This is a genomic window from Azorhizobium sp. AG788, assembly GCF_004364705.1.
In the GTDB taxonomy this organism is placed as follows: Bacteria; Pseudomonadota; Alphaproteobacteria; order Rhizobiales; family Xanthobacteraceae; genus Azorhizobium; species Azorhizobium caulinodans.
In genome coordinates, this window is record NZ_SOBM01000005.1 from 144,099 (window position 1) to 166,472 (window position 22,374).

Annotated in this window: 15 protein-coding genes and 1 pseudogene; 13 read left to right on the forward strand and 3 right to left on the reverse strand. The window is 69.3% G+C overall.

Going from position 1 to position 22,374, the window contains the following annotated elements; translation table 11 throughout:
- Positions 1-11: 11 nt before the first annotated feature.
- On the forward strand, positions 12-2,402 hold the full coding sequence (locus DFO45_RS14260) for a patatin-like phospholipase family protein (protein ID WP_133865392.1): 2,391 nt from the start codon (positions 12-14) through the stop codon (positions 2,400-2,402).
- 6 nt (positions 2,403-2,408) lie between these two features.
- Here DFO45_RS14260 and DFO45_RS14265 read toward each other — a convergent pair whose 3' ends face one another.
- Positions 2,409-3,209 carry an IclR family transcriptional regulator gene (locus tag DFO45_RS14265; RefSeq protein ID WP_133865393.1) on the reverse strand — a complete coding sequence of 267 codons (801 nt, stop codon included), beginning with the start codon at positions 3,207-3,209 and terminating at the stop codon, positions 2,409-2,411.
- A 159-nt stretch (positions 3,210-3,368) separates the two neighbouring features.
- Here DFO45_RS14265 and DFO45_RS14270 point away from each other — a divergent pair, with 159 nt between their 5' ends.
- From DFO45_RS14270 to DFO45_RS14315, 10 genes are all read left to right on the forward strand, one after another.
- The gene (locus DFO45_RS14270; protein WP_133865394.1) at positions 3,369-5,441 is read left to right on the forward strand and encodes a hydantoinase/oxoprolinase family protein; all 2,073 of its coding nucleotides are present in this window, start codon (positions 3,369-3,371) and stop codon (positions 5,439-5,441) included.
- Positions 5,438-7,090, forward strand: a complete 1,653-nt coding sequence (locus DFO45_RS14275; protein WP_133865395.1) for a hydantoinase B/oxoprolinase family protein — start codon at positions 5,438-5,440, stop codon at positions 7,088-7,090. The genes DFO45_RS14270 and DFO45_RS14275 overlap by 4 nt, the downstream gene beginning before the upstream one ends.
- Before the next feature lie 149 nt (positions 7,091-7,239).
- A complete protein-coding gene (locus tag DFO45_RS14280; RefSeq protein ID WP_133865396.1) occupies positions 7,240-8,766 on the forward strand; it encodes an ABC transporter substrate-binding protein in 1,527 nt (508 codons plus the stop codon).
- A gap of 335 nt (positions 8,767-9,101) precedes the next feature.
- Positions 9,102-10,055 carry an ABC transporter permease gene (locus DFO45_RS14285; RefSeq protein WP_133865397.1) on the forward strand — a complete coding sequence of 318 codons (954 nt, stop codon included), beginning with the start codon at positions 9,102-9,104 and terminating at the stop codon, positions 10,053-10,055.
- Entirely contained in the window at positions 10,052-11,926 is a 1,875-nt protein-coding gene (locus tag DFO45_RS14290) for a dipeptide/oligopeptide/nickel ABC transporter permease/ATP-binding protein (protein WP_208299798.1), read from the forward strand. The genes DFO45_RS14285 and DFO45_RS14290 overlap by 4 nt, the downstream gene beginning before the upstream one ends.
- A complete protein-coding gene (locus DFO45_RS14295) occupies positions 11,923-12,948 on the forward strand; it encodes an oligopeptide/dipeptide ABC transporter ATP-binding protein (RefSeq protein ID WP_133865398.1) in 1,026 nt (341 codons plus the stop codon). Before DFO45_RS14290 ends, DFO45_RS14295 begins: the two co-directional genes overlap by 4 nt.
- Complete coding sequence (locus DFO45_RS14300; RefSeq protein WP_133865399.1) at positions 12,941-13,636, forward strand: SDR family NAD(P)-dependent oxidoreductase; 696 nt, start codon at positions 12,941-12,943, stop codon at positions 13,634-13,636. Before DFO45_RS14295 ends, DFO45_RS14300 begins: the two co-directional genes overlap by 8 nt.
- Positions 13,633-13,908 carry a (2Fe-2S)-binding protein gene (locus DFO45_RS14305; RefSeq protein ID WP_133865400.1) on the forward strand — a complete coding sequence of 92 codons (276 nt, stop codon included), beginning with the start codon at positions 13,633-13,635 and terminating at the stop codon, positions 13,906-13,908. Before DFO45_RS14300 ends, DFO45_RS14305 begins: the two co-directional genes overlap by 4 nt.
- The gene (locus tag DFO45_RS14310) at positions 13,905-15,278 is read left to right on the forward strand and encodes an NAD(P)/FAD-dependent oxidoreductase (RefSeq protein WP_133865401.1); all 1,374 of its coding nucleotides are present in this window, start codon (positions 13,905-13,907) and stop codon (positions 15,276-15,278) included. The genes DFO45_RS14305 and DFO45_RS14310 overlap by 4 nt, the downstream gene beginning before the upstream one ends.
- A 571-nt stretch (positions 15,279-15,849) precedes the next feature.
- On the forward strand, positions 15,850-16,968 hold the full coding sequence (locus DFO45_RS14315; protein ID WP_133865402.1) for an FAD-binding oxidoreductase: 1,119 nt from the start codon (positions 15,850-15,852) through the stop codon (positions 16,966-16,968).
- 29 nt (positions 16,969-16,997) lie between these two features.
- On the opposite strand, the gene DFO45_RS14320 is transcribed toward DFO45_RS14315, so the two are convergent.
- Positions 16,998-18,050, reverse strand: coding sequence for a GlxA family transcriptional regulator (locus DFO45_RS14320; RefSeq protein WP_133865403.1), 1,053 nt, complete (start codon positions 18,048-18,050; stop codon positions 16,998-17,000).
- Between the two features lie 297 nt (positions 18,051-18,347).
- Between DFO45_RS14320 and DFO45_RS14325 the strand changes: the two genes are divergently transcribed.
- Both DFO45_RS14325 and glyA read left to right on the forward strand, forming a co-directional pair.
- Complete coding sequence (locus DFO45_RS14325) at positions 18,348-19,700, forward strand: L-serine ammonia-lyase (protein WP_133865404.1); 1,353 nt, start codon at positions 18,348-18,350, stop codon at positions 19,698-19,700.
- A 160-nt stretch (positions 19,701-19,860) separates the two neighbouring features.
- A pseudogene (gene glyA / locus DFO45_RS14330) lies at positions 19,861-21,093 on the forward strand (serine hydroxymethyltransferase); the annotation flags it as partial.
- 22 nt (positions 21,094-21,115) lie between these two features.
- Here glyA and DFO45_RS24940 read toward each other — a convergent pair.
- Entirely contained in the window at positions 21,116-22,237 is a 1,122-nt protein-coding gene (locus tag DFO45_RS24940) for a hypothetical protein (protein ID WP_166657132.1), read from the reverse strand.
- Positions 22,238-22,374 lie beyond the last annotated feature (137 nt).

Sequence of the window (22,374 nt, forward strand, 5' to 3'; positions counted from 1 at the left end):
TCCCGCGACCTTTGCCGCCATCCGCATGGCTCATCCTCCCGTTTGTTGGCCGGAGCATAGCGAGCGATCGGCGGGCGAGAAACGTCCGGCTGCGGGCTATCGCTGGGGAAGATACGGCGCTGGCACGTGACGGTGGCTCCCGCCTGCCCGCATTTTGCATATTGCCAGCCGCCCGATCATACCGTCTGATTGCTGTATTCGAGAAGAAATATTGCCTGCATTACTTTTGTCTTACGCCCTTTTCGGAGCACCATTTCATGACCGAACCCGTTATTCCTGCTGAGGAAAAGACGTTCCGCATCGGGCTGGCCATGGCGGGGGCGATCTCTGCCGGCGCCTATTCGGCGGGCGTGCTCGACTTTCTCGTCGAAGCCATGGATGCGTGGGAGACCGAGAACGGGCCGGATCGGCCGCCGCGCGCTGCCATTCAGGTCGTATCCGGCGCCTCGGCCGGCGCCATCACCGGCGCGCTCGGCGCCATCGCCATGGCGGATGGGCCGAAGCCCGTTCCATGGACGCAGGCCGAGCGCCGCGTGCTCGACCAGATCCCCAACCCGAAAGCGGCCTCATGGACGCCCCACAAGTGCGTCCTGCCACAGCTTTACGCCACCTGGGTCACGGGCCCGCGCATGGTGGCCACCGATGGTGGAACCGCCTTGCTGGATACTTCGGACACGGCAGGAACGGAAAAGCTCAAGTCCCTGCTGAACACGAATATCCTGGACGAAATCAAGGATCGGGCGCTCCACATCTCGGGCCCCATTACGCCCGGGCGCTATCTCGCCGAGCCGCTCGACATCTACATGACGCTGTCGAACCTCACCGGCGTGACATACGAAATTCCCTTCAAGGGCGGCACTCATGTGATGACGCGCCACGCCGACCACGCTCATTACCGGGTGACGGGGGTCGGCGTCGTCAAGAACAACAACCGGTATATAAATCCGGACGGGAAGGATGAGATCGGCATTGGTAGCCTTGCCGGAAAGACCTCGCCGCCCAGCGATTGGGAGAACTACGCTGCCGCAGCGCTCGGATCGAGCGCCTTCCCGATCGGCCTTTCCGCCCGTGAGATCGGCGCCAGCCGCCAGCACTATGAACAGCAGAGCTGGCTCTGGAACGCTCACAGCATTACGGCCACGGGGGCACCCAGCCCCCATTATCTCAGTGATCTCGTCACGGATGCCTTCCGCTATCGCACAGTCGATGGCGGCATGATGGACAATGAGCCGTTCCCTTACGCGCGCCGTGCGCTGCTCGCGGCGGGCCGGGATCAGAACCCCAGGCTGGCCAAGGACGCCACCCGTGCGGTGATCATGGTCGATCCCTTTCCCGATCCAGCCACCTTCTCCGCCATTGCGACGCCGCCGGATGACCTGTTCAGCATCGCGCGTGCCTTGTTCCCCGCACTTGTGGCCCAAACCCGCTTCAAGCCGGAAGAACTGGCGCTCGCCGCCGACGAAGCGGTCGCGAGCCGCTATTTCATCGCCCCACACCGGGTTCTGCCGGATGCGAAAAAGGACGACAAAGGCAACGAGATCGAGGAACCGTTCGCTCTGGCCACCGGCCTGCTGGGCGGCTTCGGCGGTTTCCTCAGCCAGTCCTTCCGCGATCATGATTTCCAGTTGGGCCGGCGCAACTGCCAGAAATTCCTGCGTGACGGCCTGGATCTCGGCCCGGGCAATGTTCTCGCCCTGCAGTGGCGCGGCGCCGCACCTCAATCACCCACCGACGGCCTCGTCGTTCCGCTGACCGGCAGCGCCGCGCGGGAGGTTCCCCTCCTGCCCTGGCCGCGCATGTCGGAAGAGGAATGGCAGGTGCTGCAACTGCATCTGGAGCGTCGGTTGAAGGCGGTGCTGCAGAAGATCATGGACGAACAGGATCTCGGCTGGCCAGCCTGGCTCGCGGCCAAGACTGCCCTGTTCTCGCAGACCAAATCCCTTGTGGCCTTCGTCACCTTCACGATCCTGTCCGACCTCGTGAAGCGGGACCAGATCGCCGGCTGGGAACTGGAGACTCCCCGCCGGCAGCGCTCCCTCGATGTGGCTGATCTTTCGCCTCATCGCGCCGTCCTCGTGGCACTGCTCCAGCCGGAACTCAGCACCTACGCGACGCCGCGATCCATCACGGACATCCATGGGTATACCCAAATGCTCGCCGCCAGCGATGGCTATCCCACACTGTCGGAGGCGGAGGTCGGCATGGTGTTGAAGGATCTCATGACCGCAACAGGCAAGCCGTATGAGATCTGGCGGGCTCCCTCCTTTGGGCCGAAGGGCGAGAGCCTCTATGCCCTCGCGAGCCGCGCGCCGAACTGGCTGGAGCTCCAGCAAATGGCCGCGCGCCGGATGCAGGTGACGCCCCTTGGATTCAAGGGCCGATGGAATCGCATCTTCGGCTGAGCCCACTCACCCCATGATCGCCGCGCCGGGGCGGCGCAGGGCGGGGTCGAAGGGGTTGAGGCGGGCGCCGATCTCGGCGGCTTCGCGCTTCAGGAGGTCGGCGATGACCTTGTTGCGCTCGGGGGTCATGCGGTCGGTGGTGCTGCCGACGCTGAGCGCCGCCACCGCATCCCCGTCCCGCCCGAGGATGGGCACGCCGAGCCCGGCCATGCCGGGGATGAGGCCCGCCGCGCCGTCCGCATAGCCGAGGTCCCGCACGCGGGCGATCTCGGCCCGCAGGAAGCCCTCGTCGAAAGCCGAGAGGGCGCGCATGCGGGGGAGGTTGTAGCGGATCACCTCGTCCTGCTCGCGCTCCGGCAGGAAGGCAAGGATGGCCATGGCAGCCTGCCCCACGCCGAGCATCACCGTGCCGCCCACGTCGCCGGTGAAGGTGCGAATGGGCAGCGGGCCGGCGGAGCGGTCCACGCACACCGCGTCGAACCCGTTGCGCACCATGAGGAAGACGGTCTCCCCCAGCGCCGCCGTCAGGCGCAGCAGCGCCGGACGGCCGATGTCGCGCAGGTTGAGGGGGCTGCCGGCCTTGGCGGCGAGCACGAACAACTCGAGGCCCAGCCGATAGTGCTTGGTGCGCGGATCGTGCTCCACCATGCCCTCGGCCATCAGGCCATGCAGCAGGCGATGGGTGGTCGGGCGCGGCAGATCCACCGCCGCAGCCAGATCCTTGAGCCGCATGCCCTGACGTTCGCCGCGCGAAAGCGCTCTCAGAAGGGCGAAGATGCGCCCGGTTGCCGATGTACTATCAGCCATATTCCGCCAAATGAAACTTATACCATTCAATGAAGCATAAAATTTCATTGAATGAAACTGGACTGGAAACGTGCACATTGAATGGAATTTTTACGCTTGCGAGGCAAGCCATGCAGGGGGAGGCTGAAGCCATAGACACGGTAATTTTGGGATCCGGTCATGGCTCGCTGGCGCGTCGGTGTGGATTCGGGCGGAACGTTCACGGACATCTGCCTGTTCGACGAGGACGAGGGACGGGTGGAGGTCTGGAAGGTCTCCTCCACCCCCGATGACCCCTCCCGCGGCATCGCCGAAGGTGTCGAGCAGGGCATGCGCCGCGTCGCGCCCGAGAATGGCGACAAGCCGGCCTCCTCCGTCGCCTATTTCGGCCACGGCACCACGGTCGCGACCAATGCTCTGATCCAGCACCGGGGCGTCGCCACGGGCCTCGTCACCACGGACGGTTTCCGCGATCTCTTGGAGATCGGCCGCCAGAAGCGCCCCGATCTCTATGACCTCACCGCCGACAAGCCGCCGACCCTGGTGCCGCGCGCCCTGCGCATGGCGGTGGGCGAGCGGGTGCGCCATGACGGTTCGATTGACCAGCCGCTCGACGAGGCGGCGGTGCGCGAAGCCGCCAAGGCGCTGAAGAAGGCGGGCGTGAAGGCCATCGCCGTCTCCTTCCTCTATGGCTTCGTCCGCCCCGAGCACGAGGCCCGCGCGGTGGAGATCATCCGCGAGGAATATCCGGAGGCCTTCGTCTGCTCCGGCCACGAGATCGCCCCCGAGTTCCGCGAATTCGAGCGCCTCTCCACCGTGGTGCTGAACGCCTATCTCGGCCCGGTGATGAAGTCCTATATCGATCGCCTGTCCCCGCGCCTCGAGGCGCTGGGTATGGAGGCGACGCCGCACCTCACCCAGTCCAACGGCGGCGTCATCGGCTTCTCCACCGCTGCCGCCATGCCGGTGCGCACCATCCTCTCCGGCCCCTCCACCGGCGTCGTCGCGGCGCAGGCAGTGGGCGAGCTGGCGGGTTTCCCCGACATCATCACCTTCGACATGGGCGGCACCTCCACGGACGTCGCTCTGTTGAAGGGCGGCGTGTGCAAGCTCACCTCGGAAGCCAATGTCCATGGCTATCCGCTGAAGGCCCCCATGCTGGACATCCACACGGTGGGCGCCGGCGGCGGCTCCATTGCCTATGTGGACTCCGGCGGCCTGCTGAAGGTCGGCCCGCGCTCGTGCGGCGCCTTCCCCGGCCCGGTCTGCTACGACAAGGGCAATGAGGAGCCCGCCACCACCGATGCCAACGTGGTGCTCCAGACGCTGAACCCCACCCACCTGCTCGCCGGCCGCATGCCGGTGCGCCAGGATCTCGCCAAGGCCGCCATCGGCCGCCTCGCCGACAAGCTCGGCCTCGGCGTCATGGAAACGGCGCAGGGCATCCTCTCCGTCGTCACCGCCAACATGGCCAAGGCGATCCGCGTCATCTCCGTGCAGCGCGGCCACGATCCGCGCGACTACACGCTGATGGCCTTCGGCGGCGCCGGCCCGCTGCACGCCGCCCGGCTCGCCAAGGAACTGGACATGCGCCGGGTGCTGGTGCCGCGCAATCCCGGCATCCTGTGCGCCATGGGCCTGCTGCTGACCGACCTGCGCGCGGATTTCGCCGCCACCAAGCTGCTGCCGCTCGCAGCCTCCTCCCTCGCCCCGGTGAGCGAAGCCTTCGCCACCCTCAGCGCACGGGCGCAGGCCTGGTTCGACCATGAGGAAATCACCGCCGAGGCGCGGCAGATGCACCGCACGGTGGACATGCGCTATGCGGGGCAGAATTACGAACTGTCCGTCGCCTTGCCGGAAGGCGCCGTCACCGAGACCACGCTGGAGCATCTGGCGGAAGCGTTCGAGGAAGCCCACCGCCAGCGCTACGGCTTCATCGCGGCAGGGGAAGCGGTGCAGATCGTCACCCTGCGCGTCGAGGCCGTCGGCCTCGTGAGGAAGGCGACGCTCAAGGCCTACCCGCTGGAGGGGCCGGACGCCTCCGCAGCCATCATCGGCAAGCGGCCGGTGTGGTTCCCCGAGGCGGGCGACTACGTGCCGACCCCCATCTATGACCGCGAGGCGCTCAAAGCGGGCAACCGCTTCGCCGGCCCCGCCATCGTCGAGCAGATGGACACCACCACCGTCGTCCCGCCGGGCATGACCGCCCGCGTGGACGCCTATCACAACCTGATCCTTGAGGTGGCGGCATGACCCTGAAGCCCTCTCTCGCGCCCTCCGCCGCGCCGGCCCTTGATCCGATCACCGTCGAGGTGATCGGGGCCGCCCTCTCCTCCATCGTGGAAGAGACCGGCGAGGCGTTGATCCGCGCCTCCTATTCCACCAACATCAAGGAGCGGCGCGACTGCTCCACGGCGCTGTTCGACGCCGCCGGCAATACGCTCTGCCAGGCCGAGCACATCCCCATCCATCTGGGCAGCTTCATCGGCATCGTGCCGCATATCCTGAAGCTGCACCCCACCTCCGAGATGAAGCCGGGCGACGTGTTCGTGGGCAACGACGCCTATGCGGGCGGCGGCACCCACCTGCCGGACATCGTGCTCGCCGAGCCCATCTTCATCGACGGCGCCATCGCCGCCTGGACGGTGAACCTCGCCCACCATTCGGACTTCGCGGACCGCGGCCACGCCCACATCTATCAGGAGGGCCTGCGCATTCCGCCCGTGCGGCTCTATCGCGCCGGCGAGCTGAACAAGGATGTGCAGGATCTCATCCTGCTCAACTGCCAGGTGCCGCATGAGCGCCTGTCGGACCTGCGCGCCCAGATGGCGGCCAACCGCGTGGGCGTGCAGCGCTTCCAGGCGCTCTGCGCCAAGTATGGCACGCAGGTGGTTCTGGCGGCGGGCGAGGCCCTCATGGACTATGCCGAGCGCCGGATGCGCGCCGGCATCGCCGCCATTCCGGACGGCACCTACCGCTTCGCGGACGTGTTCGACAATCCGGAGATCGACACCACCCTGCCGCTCAGCGTCGAGGTCACCGTCAAGGGCGATGCCATGACGCTGCATTTCGATGCGCCGGACCAGTTGCGCGCCGGCATCAACATGACCCACACCGCACTGCAGGCCACCGCCTATTATGTGGTGAAGTCGGTGGTGGACCCCACCATCCTGCCCAACGCGGGCCTCGCCCGCCCACTCACCGTCACCGCCCGGCAGGGCAGTGTGGTGAGCTGCGTGCATCCGGCCGCGGTGAACGGCCGCGTGCAGACCTGCCAGCGCGTGTCCGACCTCATCCTCGGCGCACTCGCCCAGGCGGTGCCGCACAAGGTGACGGCCTGCTCCAACAGCGCCTGCACGGTGGCCACCTTCATCGGCCAGCGCCAGGACACCGGCGCCATCTGGGTGTACCTCGAGACCATGGGCGGCGGCGGCGGCGCGCGCCATGACAAGGACGGCCTCGACGGCGTGCACGTCCATGTCACCAACACCTCCAACCTGCCCATCGAGGCGCTGGAGACCGAATATCCGCTCACCCTCCTGCGCTACGAGCTGGTGGACGGCTCGGGCGGCGTCGGGCGCTATCGCGGCGGCCTTGGCCTCCGGCGCGTCTACCGGGCGGACGAGGACTGCCGCGTGCGCGTGGATGTCTCCCGCATCCACTCCCGCAGTTGGGGTCTCGATGGCGGCGGGGCGGGCGGCAATGGCGGCGTGGAATGCGGCCCCGGCGTGCTGCGCGAGCGCGATGCCCTGACCCTCAAGGCCGGCCAGTGGTTCGCGGTGGTGAGCCCCGGCGCCGGCGGCTATGGCGCCCCCGCCGAGCGCGACCGCGCGGCGGTGACCCGCGACATCGAGGAAGGCGTCATCGACCTTCCGACGGCCCGCGAGATCTACGGCTACTGAGCCTCTCCGGCGGCCGCTTTGCCGGCCGCCGCTTCCTTCAAGGCCGCGCGCCCGAGAGGCGCGCCGCATCTTCACGCCGACGCCTTTTCTGTCCCATTCCGGGCCGGGCGCCGTTGCCGCCCCCGCCCGCTTTCGCGGAGACGATGGACATGGCCGACCTGACCCGACGCTCAGTTCTCACCGGCGCCGCAGCGGCGGCCATGGTGCCGCTGCTGCGCATTCCCGGCGCCAAGGCACGCACGCCCGGCATTCTCACCTTCGGCATCTCCTCCTTCCCACCCAGCGTCCAGCCCTGGGCCAATGCCGGCACCGCGTCCGCCACCGTGAAGCTCGCCCTCTATCGCGGCCTCACCTCCTATGGCCCGGACGGCAAGCTGCGCGGCGAGCTGGCGGAAAGCTGGGCGCCGGAAGGCAAGAATGTCTGGGTATTCAAGCTGCGCGACGCTACCTTCTCCAATGGCGACAAGGTCACGTCGGCGGACGTGAAGTGGACCATCGAGCAGGTGGCCGGCGAGAAATCCACCGCCTTCCTGCGCAACGAGATGCAGGGCGTCGAGAAGATCGAGACGCCCGACGACAAGACCGTCCGCCTCACCATGAAGCAGCCCTCGGCGACGCTGCCGCTACTGATGGCGAGCTACCACATGCCCATCATGTCGAAGGCTTCCACCGCCTCGCAGCAGATCGGCGCCGGCCCCTTCATCCTCAAGGATGCCGAGCGCGGCGTCTCCATGGATCTGGAGGCCAATCCCAAATACTACCGGCCCGGCCTGCCCAAGCTGAAGGGTATCCGCGTCATGGTCTATGCGGATGAGAACCTGCGCGTCGCGGCGCTCCAGAGCGGCGACGTGGACCTCATCGAATATGTGCCGTGGCAGGCCATGACCAGCATCGAGCAGAATGCGCAGCTGAAGCTCGATGCCGTGGACGGCCCGTTCATGTCGCTGATCTTCAACGGCTCGCGCCCGCCCTTCAACGATCCGAAGGTGCGCAAGGCGGTGGCCCATGCCATCCGCCGCGAGGAGATCGTGAAGAGCGCCTTCTTCGGCCGCGGCGCGCCGCTGGCGCATCTGCCCATCCCGAAGGCGAGCCCCTTCTTCAACGCCGATCTGGCGGAAGGCTGGGCCTATAATCCGGACCTCTCCAAGAAGCTGCTGGCGGAGGCCGGGCACGGCGGCGGGCTCTCCTGCAAGCTGCTCTCCACGGCGCAGTACGGCATGCACAAGGACACGGCGGAAGTGGTGCAGCAGCATCTCGCCGCCGTGGGCATCAATGTGGAGCTGAACCTGCCGGACTGGGCCACCCGCGTGGCCCTGGGCAATCGCGGCCAGTACGATCTGGCGGTGATGGGCACGTCGGCGGACAGCAACGATCCCGACGGCCTTTCGGCCTATGTGGACGGCAGCCTCTCGCCCTCCTACGTGCGCAGCTTCAACCTCTCCATTCCGAAGCTCACCGAGCTGTTCCAGGCCGGCCGCGAGGAATTCGACGAGGCCAAGCGCAAGGCCATCTATCACCAGCTGGAACAGGTGGCGATCGACCAGGTGCCCATGGTGGGCCTCGCCCTGCGCAGCCAGGGCTACGCCATGCGCAAGGACGTGACCGGCTTCACCAACATGCCCGGCGCGCTCACCTTCTACTCGGGCGAGACCTTCGAGACGACCTCGGTGGGCTGATGGACACGCGCGCGGACAGCGGGATGGATGGGCGGGCCAGTCCCCTCCCCCTTTTCGGGGGCGGGTTCGGGAGGGGAGCCGGACGCTCTCTCCATGCCCGACGCCACGCCCTCGCGCGCGGCCCTCAGCGCAGGACGGAGATGGTGTCTTCGGACCCGGCCGTCCTACCCCCCTCCCAGCCCTCCCCCGCAAGGGGGGAGCGTTCCGGCCGCGTGGGTGGTGAACGGGCGCTCACGAATACAATTTCGCAGACCGTAAAAGTCCTCTTCCCTTGCGGACGCACGCCCTCCCCGCTTGCCCCACGCCCCTCGCCGCCCCTCAGGAGGACGTGACCGATGCTCGCCTTCACGCTCCGCCGCACCCTGATCGCCATCGGCCTCGTCTGGCTGGTGGGCAGCCTGGTGTTTCTGGTGATCCACCTCATTCCGGGGGACCCCGCTGAACTGCTGCTCTCGCAGGGCGGCGTGGCGCCAGATCCCGGCGCAGTGGCGGAGCTGCGGGAGCGGCTGGGGCTCGATCTGCCCCTCTACACCCAGTATCTCAAATACTGGTCCGGCCTCCTGCATGGTGATTTCGGCTCGTCCCTGCAGGACGAGCATCCGGTCGCATCCGAGATCGCCCTGCGCCTGCCGCGCACGCTGGAACTGATCGGCGCGGCCGCGCTCATGGCGCTCGCCGTCGGCCTGCCACTGGGCACGGCGGCGGCGCTGAAGACCGGCGGACGGCTTGATCGCGTGGCGAGCGTCGTCTCCGGCTTGGCGCTCTCGGTGCCGGTGTTCGTGGTGGGCACGCTCGCCATTCTCGTCTTCGCGCAGAAACTGGGTTGGGCCTCGGCCGGCGGCTATGTGCCCCTCGCCCAGAACCCGCTGCGCCATTTCGGCCTCCTGCTGATGCCGGCGGGCACCATCGCGGTGGGCCTCGGGGCGGTGGTGTTCCGCGTCACCCGCTCCTCTGTGCTGGAAGTGCTGGGCCGCGATCATGTGCGGGCCGCGCAGGCGCGCGGCGTGCCGGCCGGCACCATCATCCGCCGCCATGTGCTGCGCAACGCCCTGTCGCCGGTGCTGACCGTGGTGGCGCTGCATCTCGGTTCGCTGCTCGGCGGCACGGTGCTGGTTGAATATGTGTTCAACTGGCCCGGCCTCTCTGGCTATCTGGTACGCTCTGTGGAGGCACGCGATTATCCCGAAGTGCTCGGCATCGTGCTGGCCATCTCCATCCTGTTCGTGTTCCTGAACCTCGTGGTGGACCTGCTCTACGCCGCCCTCGATCCGCGGGTGCGCCACGCATGAGCATGCTGTCCTTCTCTCCCCGCTGGAACCGGCTGCTGGTGCCGGGCGCCCTCCTCGCTCTCGTGGTGGCGGTGGTCGCTGCCGCCCCGATCCTCCCGCTGGCCGATCCGGTGAAGCAGGAGGTGGCGCGCCGCCTCACCGCCCCCGACGCCGCGCACTGGCTCGGCCAGGACGAATATGGCCGCGACGTGCTCTCGCGGATCATCTGGGGCGGGCGGGTCTCTCTCACCGTCTCCTTCCTCGCCGCCGCCTTCGCCGGAATTATCGGTACGCTGCTCGGCCTCGTGGGCGGCTATTTCCGCGGCATCGTCGAGCTCGTGAGCGTGCGGCTGGCGGAAGTCATCCTCTGCTTCCCGCCCATGCTGCTGGCGCTGCTGGTGGTGACGCTGCTCGGCCCCGGCGCGGTGACGCTGGTGCTGGTGCTGACCATCCTCTTCACCCCCGCTTATGCCCGCGTCGCCTATGCGGAGACGCTGTCCGCCCGCACGCTGGACTATGTGACGGCGCAGACCGCGCTCGGTGCCACCGCGCCACGCATCCTCCTGCGTACCGTGCTGCCGAACATCGCGCCGCCGCTGCTGGTTCAGTTCTCGCTCACGGTGGCGGCGGCGATGATGCTGGAGAGCGGGCTCTCCTTCCTCGGCCTCGGCGTGGTGCCGCCCTCCCCCTCCTGGGGCCTGATGATCCGCGCCGCCCGCTCGGTGATGGAACAGGCGCCGCTGCTGCTACTCTGGCCCTGTCTCGCGCTGGCCGGCACGGTGCTGCTGCTGAACCTGTTCTGCGACCGGCTGCGGGATGTACTCGATCCGCGCGGCGCGGCGGTGGGCGTCATCCCCGGCTTCCTGCGGCGCGGACGCCTGCCCGCATCCGGAACCGCAACCACCGCACCCGCGCTCCTGTCCATCGAAGACCTGACGCTCGCCCTCAAGACGCCGACCGGCACGCTCAATGTGGTGCGCGGCGTCTCCTTCGCGGTGGCGCCCGGCGAAACGGTGGCGCTGGTGGGCGAGAGCGGGTCGGGCAAGACGCTGACCGCGCTGGCAGTGATGGGCCTGCTGCCGCCCGTCGTCTCGCCGGCCGGTGGGGCCATCCGCTTCACGGGCCGCGACGGCGCGGCCGTGGACCTGCTGGCGCTGACCGAAGGCGAGATGCGGCGCCTGCGCGGCAACGATCTCGCGATCGTCTTCCAGGACCCTTCCTCCAGCCTCAATCCCGTGCACCGCTGCGGCAAGCAGGTGGCCGAGGCCATCCGCGCCCACGGCACGGCCGGTGCGTCAGCTGCGAAGGCCAAGGTGGTGGACCTGTTCCGGCGCGTCGGCCTGCCCGATCCGGAGCGGCGGGCCAACGCCTTCCCGCACGAACTCTCCGGTGGCCAGAAGCAGCGCGTGATGATCGCGGCGGCGGTCGCCAACACGCCGCGCCTGCTCATCGCCGACGAGCCCACCACCGCGCTCGACGTGACCGTGCAAGCGCAGATCCTCGACCTGCTGGCGGACCTGAAGGGCGAGAGCGGGACCGGCATGGGCCTGCTGTTCGTGACCCACAATCTCGCCGTGGTGCGCCAGATCGCCGACAAGGTGGTGGTGATGTATGCGGGTGAGGTGGTGGAGGAAGGCCCGGTGGCGGAGGTCTTCGCCCGTCCGCGCCATCCCTACACCGCCGCCCTGCTTGCCTCGGCGCCCGAGAGCGAGGCGGAGGAACTGGCCGCCATTCCCGGCACCGTGCCCTCGCCCGCCGCTCTGCCGCCCGGCTGCCGCTTCGCGCCGCGCTGCGCCTTCTCGACGCCCGACTGTGACCGCGCCCCGCCCGAGCGGCGCAATGTCGGCCCCGGCCGCACCGCCCGCTGCATCCGCGACATGGAGGTGGCATGACCATCCACGTCCCCGCCCCGGCCAATGAGCCCATTCCCTTCCCGCCCCGCGGGCCGCTGCTGCGGGCTGAGCGGCTGGAGCGCGCCTTCAAGGGCCGCGGCCTCTTCGGCGGCGCACCGGTGCTCGCCCTGCGCGGCGTTGATTTCGTGCTGGGCCGGGGCGAGGCCGTGGGCGTGGTGGGGGAGAGCGGCTGCGGCAAGAGCACCCTCGCCCGCGTGCTGCTGCACCTCACCCCGCCCAGCGCCGGACGCGTGCTGTTCGACGGCAAGGATCTCGCCAAGCTGCCCGCCCGCGAGCTCAGGGCGCTGCGGCGGCGGATGCAACTGGTCTTCCAGGACCCCTTCGCCAGCCTCGACCCCCGCCGCACCATTGGTGACCAGATCGCCGACGGCATCCTGATCCATGGCCTCGCCTCGGCCGAAGAAGCGCGCGAGAAGGTGGCCGGCCTGCTGGCGCAGGTGGGCCTTGATCCCGCTCATGGGGGCCGCCTGCCGCACGAATTCTCCGGTGGCCAGCGCCAGCGCATCGCAATCGCCCGGGCGCTCTCGACCTCTCCCGATGTGCTGGTGGCGGACGAGCCGGTTTCGGCGCTCGACGTCTCCGTGCAGGCGCAGGTGGTGAACCTGTTGAAGGATCTGCGCAGCCGGCTGGGGCTCGGCCTCATCTTCATCAGCCACGATCTGCACGTGGTGCGCCACCTCTGTGACCGGGTGGTGGTGATGTATCTCGGCCGCGTGGTGGAGGAGGCCTCCGCCGCCGATCTCTTCGCCAATCCCAAGCACCCCTATACGCAGGCGCTGCTGGCGGCGACGCCTTCCATGCACGCTCCGGCCGGCCGGCGGCCGACGCTCGCCGGCGAGATGCCGAGCCCGGCCAATCCGCCCTCGGGCTGCGCCTTCCGCACGCGGTGCCCCCGCGCGCTGCCGAGCTGCGCGGAAGAGGTGCCGCCGCTGGTGAGCATCGGGCGCGGGCGTGCCGTCGCCTGCCCACCGGCGCTCACAGAAGAGGTGAGCCATGCTTGACCCGAACGGCCGCGTCGCCCTCGTTTCCGGTGCCTCGCGCGGCATCGGCCGGGCTATCGCGGAGCGCCTTGCCGCGAGCGGCTACGCCATATCGGCCGGCGTGCGCGACATCGGACGGGCGAAGCTGCCGGAAGGCTTCCATGCCAGCCGCTATGACGCGGCGGATGCCGCGAGCGCGACGCGCTGGGTGGAGGAGGCGGTGACAGCCCTCGGGCGTATCGACGTTCTGGTGAATGCCGCCGGCATCAACGCGCGCGGCCTGCTGCTCGACGCCGACGAAAGCGCCTTTTCCGCGCTCTGGGACATCAACACCCTCGGCCCGCTGCGGATGATCCGCGCAGCCTGGCCGCATCTCGTGGCCTCCGGCAGCGGACGGGTGATCAATGTCTCGTCCCTCTCGGGCAAGAGGGTGCGCAATGAGAATGTGGGCTATGCCATGAGCAAGCATGCCCTCGTCGCCCTCACCCATGGCGTGCGCCAGCAAGGGTGGGAGCACGGCATCCGCGCCACCGCGCTCTGCCCCGGCTTCGTGGATACGGACATGACCTCCGCCGTCACCAAGGTGCCGCGCGAGGCCATGAGCCGGCCGGAGGACATCGCGGTGCTGGTGGAGGCGCTGGTGCGCCTGCCCAATACGGCGAGCGTCGCCGAGCTTCTGGTGAACTGCCAGAAGGAGGACATGCTGTGAGGCTGAAGCGCCTGCGCGATCTCGACCGCGCGCCCCTCACCCTCACGCTGGATGGCCTCGCCGTCTCCGCCCTCACGGGCGACACATTGCTCACCGCCCTGCTGGCCGGCGGCGCCGGCTCGCTGAGCCCGAACCTCTTCACACAGGAACCGCGCGCCGGCTTCTGCCACATGGGCGCCTGCCAGGATTGCTGGGTGTTTGTGGAAGGGCTCGGCCGCGTGCGCGCCTGCGCCACGCTGGCGGCGGATGGCATGGTGGTGAGGCGCCTATGAAGGTGGTCGTCGTCGGGGCCGGCCCGGCCGGCGTGCGGGCGGTGGAACAACTCGTTGCGGCCGGGCTGCGTCCCGTCTGGATCGACGAGGCACCCGATGGCGGTGGCCGCATCTACCAGCGCCCGCCGCAGGCCCTCACCCGCGATGCCGTGAAACTCTATGGCTTCGAGGCCAAACGCGCCCGCGCCGTCCATGGCACGCTCGACCGCCTGAAGACGCAGACCGACTGGCGCCCCGACACGCTGGTCTGGCACATCGACACACGCTCGCGGCGTCTGGAAACGCTCTCCGCCGGCCAGCACGCGAGCCTTGAGTTCGATGCCGCGCTCCTGTGCACCGGCGCGATGGACCGGGTGGTGCCCGTGCCCGGCTGGACCCGGCCCGGCGTCACGACGCTCGGCGCCGCACAGATCGCGCTCAAGACGCAAGGCTGCGCCATCGGCGACCGGGTCGCGCTGATGGGCACGGGGCCGCTGCTGTGGCTGTTGGCCTATCAGTATCTGAGGGCGGGCACCCGCCCCGCCGCCGTGCTGGATACGACGCCCTTCGCCCACAAGGCGCGCCATGCGGCCGGCCTTCTCGCCGGCGGCGCCGTCTTCTGGAAGGGCCTTTATTATGTGGCCGCCGTGCGTGCGGCGGGTGTGCCGGTATTCGAAGGCATCACGCCCCGCGCCATCGAGGGCCGGGACGATGAGGTGACGGGCCTCGCCTTCTCCACCGCCTCCGGTCGGGAGCGCCGCATCGCCTGCGATGCCCTCGCCATGGGCTGGGGCCTGAAGCCGGAGGCGCAACTGGCGGACCTTGCGGGCGTAACCTTCCGCTTTGATGAGCTTCAGCACAATTGGGTGCCGGAACGTGATATGGCCGGCCGCACCAAGGTGCCCGGCATCTATCTGGCGGGCGATGGCGCGGGCATCGGCGGGGCGGATGCGGCGGAACTCGCCGGCGCGCGCGCCGCGCTGGCGCTGCTGGAGGATACGGGACAGGCGGTGGACGCCGCTCGCATCCACGCGCTTCAGGAGAAGATCGCCCGGATGCTGCCCTTCCGGGCCGCCCTGGAGCGGGCCTTCCCCTTTCCCGCCGATCTCGCCCGCGCGCTGCCGGACGAGACGCTGGTCTGCCGTTGCGAGGCCATCACGGCCGGCGACCTGCGCGCCGCTGCCGGCGCCCCGCCCACCGGCCCCGCGCCGGAGCTGAACCGGGCGAAGGCCTTCACCCGCCTCGGCATGGGCCGCTGCCAGGGCCGCGTCTGTGGCCCGGCTGGCGCCGAAATCCTCGCCGCCGCGCGCGGCACGCCTGTGGCCTCCATCGGCCGCCTGCGCGGCCAGCCGCCGGTCAAGCCCGTGCCTCTGGCGGAGGCCGCGGAATGAGGGAAGACATACGCCGCTGCGCCCCCCATCCTGCGCGTCGTCCTCCCCCCCACGGAACAGTCCCCCTCCCCCCTTGTGGGGGAGCGTTGGGGAGGGGGGTAAGGCCCTCTCCGCTTGCCCGACGCCCGGCGCACCCGAGCCGCTCCGCGATCCGCCCTGACGCGCACCGGGAAGAGGCCGTTTTACCCCCCTCCCTGCCCTCCCCCTCAAGGGGGGAGGGTTCGGCCGGTCGACCGGCCAGAACCGATCGACGGAATGCGAGGCCGGACCGCAAGACTGCGAAGGTGGACCTGAAGGCTGCTAGGCTGTCGCGCACATTCGCGCCCTACGCCTCATCCCGCGCGACAAGCCCCCTCCCCCCTTGCGGGGGAGGGTTGGGGAGGGGGGTAAGGCCCTATCCGCTTGCTGGTCGCACCAGGCACCAGAGCCACCGCGCCGCGCACCCTGCCCCGGCCGTTTTACCCCCCCTCCCTACCCTCCCCCGCAAGGGGGGAGGGTTCGGCCGTGCGCGGGGGGCGACGGCCAGCAGGTGCGCGAGGCTGTTGCGCCATGATCCGCCCCGGAGCCTGCCATGAGCACCCATGAGACCGAGGTTCTCATCATCGGCGCGGGCGGGGCGGGAACGTCGGCGGCGCTGCATCTGGCGCAGCGGGGCGTGGCCTGCGTGCTGCTGGAGCGGGGACTGGTGGGCGGGCAGGCGTCGGGCGTCAATTATGGCGGGGTGCGCCAGCAGGGACGGCATCCAGCGGAACTGCCCATCGCCCGGCGCTCCATGGCGCTCTGGCACAAGCTCAAGGACATCACCGGAACCGACGCCGAATTCACCGTGAGCGGCCATCTGAAGCTGGCCCGGACGCCGGAAGAAGAAGCCGACCTCGTCGCCTATCTGGAGGTCGCCCGCGACAACAACCTGCCGCTGCGCTTCGTCGGCCGCAATGCCCTGCATGAGGACTATCCCTGGCTCGGCCCGAAGGTGATCGCCGGATCACTGGCGCCGGAGGACGGGGCGGCCAATCCCCGCCTCATGGTCCCCGCCCTCGCCCATGCGGCACGGGCGGCGGGCGCGGTCATCCACGAAAATACCAAGGCCACGCGCTATGCGTTCGACGGCGAGTGTTTCGAGGTCACGACCGGCACGCACACCTTCCGCGCCCGCTGGCTTCTGAACACAGCCGGCTTCTGGGGCGGCGCGGTGGCCGAAGCGTTCGGGGAGAAGACGCCGGTCTCGGCCCTCAACCCCAATATGATGGTGACGGAGCCCATCCGCTATTTCATCGAACCGAACCTCGGCGTGGTGGGCGGCAATGTCTATCTGCGGCAGATCCCGCGCGGCAATGTCATCATCGGGGGCGGCTATGGGGTGAGCGACCCGGCTGTGCCGTGGTCGCGCCCGAAGGCCGAGGAGACACGCGCGGCCATGGCGCTGGCGGTGGACCTGGTGCCGGAACTGAAGGGCATCTCGATCATCCGCTCCTGGACCGGCATCGATGGCGAGATGCCCGACCATATTCCGGTGATCGGGCCGAGCCGCACCACGCCCCGCCTCCTCCACGCCTTCGGCTTCTCAGGCCACGGCTTCCAGCTCGGGCCGGCGGTGGGCGCGATCCTCAGCGAACTGGTGCTCGACGGGCGCACCGACGTGCCGCTGGAGCCCTTCGACATCGGCCGCTGGACGGCGCGGGCCGCCTGACGCGAGGTCGGGAACAGGCACGACGCGGCTCAGTCGTAGACGCGCGGCAGCGGCTCGCGTGCGCCCTTGCGGCCCGCCGGCACAGCGGCCTTGCGGAAGGCGGCGGGCGTCTCCCCGAACCGCCCCTTGAAGGCGCGGCCAAAGTGCGAGCCATCCGCAAAGCCCAGTTCCGCTGCGATCTGCGCCGCCGAGAAGGTCGTGTTGGCGAGCATCCAGCGGCCGTGACGCAAGCGCAGGGCCAGATAACTCTCCTGCGGCGTCTCCGCGAGGCGCTCGGCGAACAGCCGCTCAAGCTGGCGAGGGCTCACGGCCAGACGACGGGCGATTTCCGCCACGCTCAGGGGCTCGGCCAGATTCTGCTCCATCAGCAGCAGGGCGCGGGATACGCGATCGTCGGCACCCGAGCCTTCGCCCACGGGCGGGGCGGGCTGGGCGCTCTCCGGCGTGCGCGGCCGGTCGATGAGCAGGATATTGAGCGCCTTCTGGGCCGTTGCCGCGCCGAGATGGGCGGCAACCAGATGGGCGGCAAGGTCCGCCACCCCTGCGCCGCCGGAGCAGGTGATGCGGTCGCGATCGATGACGAACAGGCGATCCGCCACCGGCACGAGGGCGGGAAACTCCTCCAGGAAGTCTCGATAGTGGTACCAGCTCACGCAGCATTTGCGCTGGGCCATGAGGCCGAGGCGGCAGAGCACGAAAGAGCCGGTGCACACGCCAATCAACGGCACGCCCGCCTGCGCCGCCTGCTGGAGATAGGTGGCGAGCGCCGGTGCAAGCGGCGGCATGCCGTGGAGAAGTCCGCCGACAACCACCATATAATCGAAGCCCTTGGGATCGGAGAGATCCGCGCTCGGCTGGATTTCGATGCCGCAGGAGGCCCGCACCGGGCGGCGTCCGGGCGCCATCACCGCCCAGGAACAGGCGATAGGCCGGGAGCGGTCGCCCTCGTCGCCCGCGAGGCGCAGCACGTCGAGGAAGCTCGAAAAGGCGGTGAGGGTGAAGTTGTGCAACGGCAGGAAGCCGACGCGAAGCTTGGCGCCGGAGGCGGGACGGGACGAGACGGAATGCGGTGCGAGGCTCATGGGTGCCGCTCCGGCGGGGCCGTCCCGCCAGCCCGCGCAATGGAACGGCACTCGCGAAGACCATTGAACGGTTGGAAGTGGGAAGGGGGCATCGGAACAGGATGTCGCATTTGTTCCAGATGCTAGGCGCAGTTGGCCGAGATGCAAGCGCGCGGGTGAGGCATGCTGCCTCATCCCCAGAAGCGGCATGCCAATCCCCGGCTTCTGGTGGAGGCGCGCACCGCCTGCCCTATGGCTGCCCGGTTCGCCCCGCTTAAACCGTGTGCGGCCCGGCAGAACGAAGGAGAGGTCGAAAAAATGATCAGCGTGTTCGATCTCTTCAAGATCGGTGTGGGTCCCTCCTCTTCTCACACCGTCGGCCCCATGGTGGCGGCCAAGCGCTTCCGGGACGAACTGCCGGTGGGCACCGCACATGTCACGGCCGAGATCTTCGGCTCCCTGGCTTGGACCGGGAAGGGCCACGCCACGGACCGGGCGCTCTGCCTAGGCCTCATCGGCGCCGTGCCGGCGACGCTGGAGCCCGACGACGTGCCCGCCCTCATCGCCCGCCTCGCCATCGAGAAGGCCATCGAGACGCCGGAGGGCACGCGCGCGGCCTTTGATCCGGAAGCCGATCTCGTCTTCGACTTCAAGACCCTGCTGCCGCGCCACACCAACGCCATGCGCTTTCGCGCCTACGACCGTCTCGGCGCCCTGACGCAGGAGCGGGTCTTCTATTCCATCGGCGGCGGCTTCGTGGTCGAGGACGGCGAGAACGAAGCGCCGGTGGGCACCGCCGAGGTGCCCTATCCATTCGACTGCGCCGCCGACATGCTCACCGTCTGCGCCCGCACGGGCCTCGACGTCGCGGGCGTGCAGATGGCCAATGAATGCGCGCTCAGGTCCCGCGCCGAGGTGGAAGGCGGCCTCGATGCCATTGCGGACGCCATGTTCGGCTGCATCGAGCGCGGCCTCTCCATGGATGGCAGCCTCCCCGGCCGGTTGCGGGTGAAGCGAAGGGCGAAAGCCATCCGCGAGAAGCTGGAGGCCGACCGGGGCCTCAACCAGCGCCCGCCGCACGAGATCATGGACTGGGTGTCGGTCTTCGCCATCGCCGTGAACGAGGAGAATGCGGCCGGCGGTCGGGTGGTAACCGCCCCCACCAATGGCGCGGCGGGCATCGTGCCGGCGGTGCTGCGCTATGCCCGCGATTTCTGCCCCGATGTGGGCCCCGAGCAGGTGCGCTGCTTCCTGCTGACAGCGGCGGCGGTGGGCGGGCTCATCAAGCGCAACGCCTCCATCTCGGGCGCGGAAGTGGGCTGTCAGGGCGAGGTGGGCTCCGCTGCCTCCATGGCCGCCGCCGGCCTTGCGGCGGTGCTGGGGGCCAGTCCCGAGCAGATCGAGAATGCTGCCGAGATCGCCATGGAGCACCACCTCGGCATGACATGCGACCCCATCGGCGGCCTGGTGCAGATCCCCTGCATCGAGCGCAACGCCTTCGGCGCCAACAAGGCCATCGCCGCAGCCTCGCTGGCGCTGCGGGGTGACGGCATCCACAACGTGTCGCTGGATCAGGTGATCGAGACCATGCGCCAGACCGGCGCGGACATGCAGTCCAAATACAAGGAGACCTCCCAGGGAGGCCTCGCCGTGAACGTGCCCGAGTGCTGAGGCGGCACGCCGCCTGATTTTTTCGTCTTCACGAGACCGACGCGCCGGCCCTCCGGCGTGAACGACGTGCCATGCCTTCCAGAACATGCCTTCCAGAAGAAGAGGACGCCCCATGAACGTGCAAGTGAAGCCCGCGCCCGCCCCCTTCGCCGACCGCGCGGTGTTCGACGCCATCGCCCGCGAGCTGTGCCGCCAGCGCGACCAGATCGAGCTCATCGCCTCGGAGAACATCGTCTCGGAGGCGGTGCTGGCCGCCCAGGGCTCGGTGCTGACAAACAAGTATGCGGAAGGCCTGCCGGGTAAGCGCTATTATGGCGGCTGCGAGCATGTGGACGTGGTGGAGGAGATCGCCATCGACCGGGCGAAGCAGCTCTTCGGCTGCGGCTTTGCCAATGTGCAGCCCCATTCGGGCGCGCAGGCCAATGCGGCGGTGCTCATGGCCCTGCTCCAGCCCGGCGACACCCTGCTCGGCATGTCGCTCGCCGCCGGCGGCCACCTCACCCACGGCGCCCCGCCCACCCTCTCGGGCAAATGGTTCAACGCGGTCGGCTACGGCGTCAGCCCCGAGACTGCGCTCATCGATTATGACGAGGTGGAGCGCCTCGCCCATGCGCACAAGCCGAAGCTCATCATCGCCGGCGGCTCGTCCTACCCGCGCATCATCGATTTCGCGCGCTTCCGCGCCATTGCCGATGCCGTGGGCGCGCATCTGATGGTGGATGCCGCCCATTATGCCGGGCTCATCGTGGCCGGGGCCTATCCCTCCCCCTTCCCGCACGCCCACATTGTCACCACCACCACCCACAAGACCCTGCGCGGGCCGCGCGGCGGCCTCATCCTCACCAATGACGAGGCGTTGGCGAAAAAGCTCAACTCTGCGGTCTTTCCCGGCCTTCAGGGCGGGCCACTGATGCATGTGATCGCGGCGAAAGCGGTCGCCTTCGGCGAAGCGCTCCAGCCGGATTTCCGCACCTATGCGCTTCAGGTGGTCTCGAACGCCCGCGCGCTCGCGGCGCGGCTGGCGGAGAAGGGTGCCGCCATCGTCTCGGGCGGCACCGACAGCCATATGGTGCTGGTGGACCTGCGCCCCTTCAACGTCACCGGCAAGGCGGCTGAGATCGCGCTCGAACGGGCGGGCCTCACCTGCAACAAGAACGGCATTCCGTTCGATCCGCAGAAGCCTGCCGTCACCTCCGGCATCCGCCTCGGCACGCCGGCAGGCACGACGCGCGGCTTCGGCCTCGGGGAATTCGAGCAGGTGGGCGACATGATCGCCGAGGTGCTCAAGGGCCTCGCCCAGAGCGGGGATCACGGCAACAGCCTTACCGAAGCGCGGGTGCGGGGCGAGGTGGAAGCGCTCTGCCGGCGCTTCCCGCTCTACCCCGCCCTCTGAAGGCGGTTGAAAGGCCCCGTTCTCACTGCGCGGGCGGATGCGCCCGCGCGACATGGTCGCGCAGTTCCTGAAGCGAACCGAAGCGCACCACGCCGTCGGGCAGCTCGGCCTGGATGGAGCCGTCCGAATAGAGCGTATAGGCCATGCCGCCGACGATGCCGGACTTCAGAACCACCGGCTCCGGCCGGGGGCTGGCGCGGGGAGCCGCACGCTCGGGCGCAAAATCGGGAGCCGGAGCAGGCTCCGGTTCCGGCCCCGTCTCATGGGACACCGCCTCGGGTTCAGGAGCGTGCACCGGCTCGGGCGCTGGCTCAGGCGCCGGAGCGGGTTCGGGCGCGGGGGCCGGCTCAGGCGCGGCTTCCGCTACGGCCGGGGCGGGCTCGGGCTCCGGCTGGGGCGGGGCCGGCGGCGCCACGGGTTCCAGCCGCTCGGGCGCGGGACGGCTTAGGGCCACCCGTTCCAGCAGGGAACGCGGACGCGGAACGGGCGGGGCGATCTCCGCCTCGCCGTGACGTCCCAGAATACGCCCGCGCCGTTCGGTCACAGCCGGAGGTTCCGGCTGCGGAGCGGCATCCGTGGGGGCGCCGGGCGTTGAAGCGGGCGCGGGTGCGGGCCGCTCCGGCGAAAGGCTCGGCATGGGACGGCGCAGGCGATCGGAGAAGGACGGGCTGCGCAGGCGCGGCGTCGGAAGTTCAGGCGCGGGTGCGGGCTGCGGCGGCTCCGGAGCGGGCGGCACCATGGGCGCATATTCGGGTTCGGGCGCGGGCGGCGCTTCGGCGGCCGGAGCGGGCGCGTGCCGTTCCTCGGGGGCGGGTTCGGGCGCAACCGGCGGCGGCTGGCGGCGCGGCGGCGGAGCGGAGACGGCGTCGGACACCGCAAGCAGGGCCGCATCATCAAGCACCGCCTCGACACGCGGCGCGGCGCGGGCGGGACGGGCGCCCTCGGCAAGCACTGCACGGATGCGCTCAAGCTCCCGCAGGATCAGACCGGACGCAAGGATAAGCACACCCCCGGTAAAACCGATCGCGCCTGTGGAAATCAGCGCATTGCCGATGGTCGAGACGAAAATGACGCTGCCGAAAGCCACCGCCAAAAGCCCGGCCAGCAGTGTGAAACCGCCAAGAGCTACGAGGAAACGCCACATGTCCGCACTCCAAGCCCCGCTCCACGGCCACAGGCCAGGGAACATATTTGCCGCATAAACAGAAAATCGGACAAAGGAAGTTGTCCGACCCCCTCTCGCGCCCTATCTAGGGCGAAGTTGGGGCGGGTCGGTGCGGC

What these genes read in the sequence shown, in the direction of transcription:
- DFO45_RS14265 (WP_133865393.1), bottom strand. Translation starts at nt 3,209, where the DNA reads ATGGCTGATAGTACATCGGCAACCGGGCGCATCTTCGCCCTTCTGAGA.
- DFO45_RS14270 (WP_133865394.1), top strand. Translation starts at nt 3,369, where the DNA reads ATGGCTCGCTGGCGCGTCGGTGTGGATTCGGGCGGAACGTTCACGGAC.
- DFO45_RS14275 (WP_133865395.1), top strand. Translation starts at nt 5,438, where the DNA reads ATGACCCTGAAGCCCTCTCTCGCGCCCTCCGCCGCGCCGGCCCTTGAT.
- DFO45_RS14280 (WP_133865396.1), top strand. Translation starts at nt 7,240, where the DNA reads ATGGCCGACCTGACCCGACGCTCAGTTCTCACCGGCGCCGCAGCGGCG.
- DFO45_RS14285 (WP_133865397.1), top strand. Translation starts at nt 9,102, where the DNA reads ATGCTCGCCTTCACGCTCCGCCGCACCCTGATCGCCATCGGCCTCGTC.
- DFO45_RS14290 (WP_208299798.1), top strand. Translation starts at nt 10,052, where the DNA reads ATGAGCATGCTGTCCTTCTCTCCCCGCTGGAACCGGCTGCTGGTGCCG.
- DFO45_RS14295 (WP_133865398.1), top strand. Translation starts at nt 11,923, where the DNA reads ATGACCATCCACGTCCCCGCCCCGGCCAATGAGCCCATTCCCTTCCCG.
- DFO45_RS14300 (WP_133865399.1), top strand. Translation starts at nt 12,941, where the DNA reads ATGCTTGACCCGAACGGCCGCGTCGCCCTCGTTTCCGGTGCCTCGCGC.
- DFO45_RS14310 (WP_133865401.1), top strand. Translation starts at nt 13,905, where the DNA reads ATGAAGGTGGTCGTCGTCGGGGCCGGCCCGGCCGGCGTGCGGGCGGTG.
- DFO45_RS14315 (WP_133865402.1), top strand. Translation starts at nt 15,850, where the DNA reads ATGAGCACCCATGAGACCGAGGTTCTCATCATCGGCGCGGGCGGGGCG.
- DFO45_RS14320 (WP_133865403.1), bottom strand. Translation starts at nt 18,050, where the DNA reads ATGAGCCTCGCACCGCATTCCGTCTCGTCCCGTCCCGCCTCCGGCGCC.
- DFO45_RS14325 (WP_133865404.1), top strand. Translation starts at nt 18,348, where the DNA reads ATGATCAGCGTGTTCGATCTCTTCAAGATCGGTGTGGGTCCCTCCTCT.
- DFO45_RS24940 (WP_166657132.1), bottom strand. Translation starts at nt 22,237, where the DNA reads ATGTGGCGTTTCCTCGTAGCTCTTGGCGGTTTCACACTGCTGGCCGGG.